Source organism: Pseudomonas sp. SIMBA_068, assembly GCF_046534705.1.
In the GTDB taxonomy this organism is placed as follows: Bacteria; Pseudomonadota; Gammaproteobacteria; order Pseudomonadales; family Pseudomonadaceae; genus Aquipseudomonas; species Aquipseudomonas putida.
This window is the reverse complement of the sequence record NZ_JAWRYI010000975.1, coordinates 1-256: the sequence shown is the minus strand read 5'-3', so window position 1 is coordinate 256 and position 256 is coordinate 1. Positions and strand designations below refer to the sequence as shown.

Sequence of the window (256 nt, the reverse complement as noted above, 5' to 3'; positions counted from 1 at the left end):
GCCGATCCGCTGTCGCTGATTATTGGCGCTCGCTATACCCAATGGAGCACCCATGGCAGCAGCGGAGAGATGACCAAAAATAACACCACGCCTTATGCAGGGCTTGTGTATGACATTAATGACACCTGGTCCGCCTATGGCAGCTACACCGCCATTTTCCTGCCGCAGACTTATCGCGATACTCACGGCAGTTACCTCTCACCGGTGACAGGTAAAAGTTACGAGACCGGTCTGAAATCCGCCTGGAACGATGGCC

1 protein-coding gene is annotated in these 256 nt (G+C 54.3%); it reads left to right on the top strand.

Annotation, left to right across the window (positions count from 1 at the left end; genetic code table 11):
• Positions 1–256: TonB-dependent receptor domain-containing protein (locus tag SB756_RS32335; protein ID WP_410913537.1), on the top strand; the 256-nt coding region annotated here is incomplete at both ends.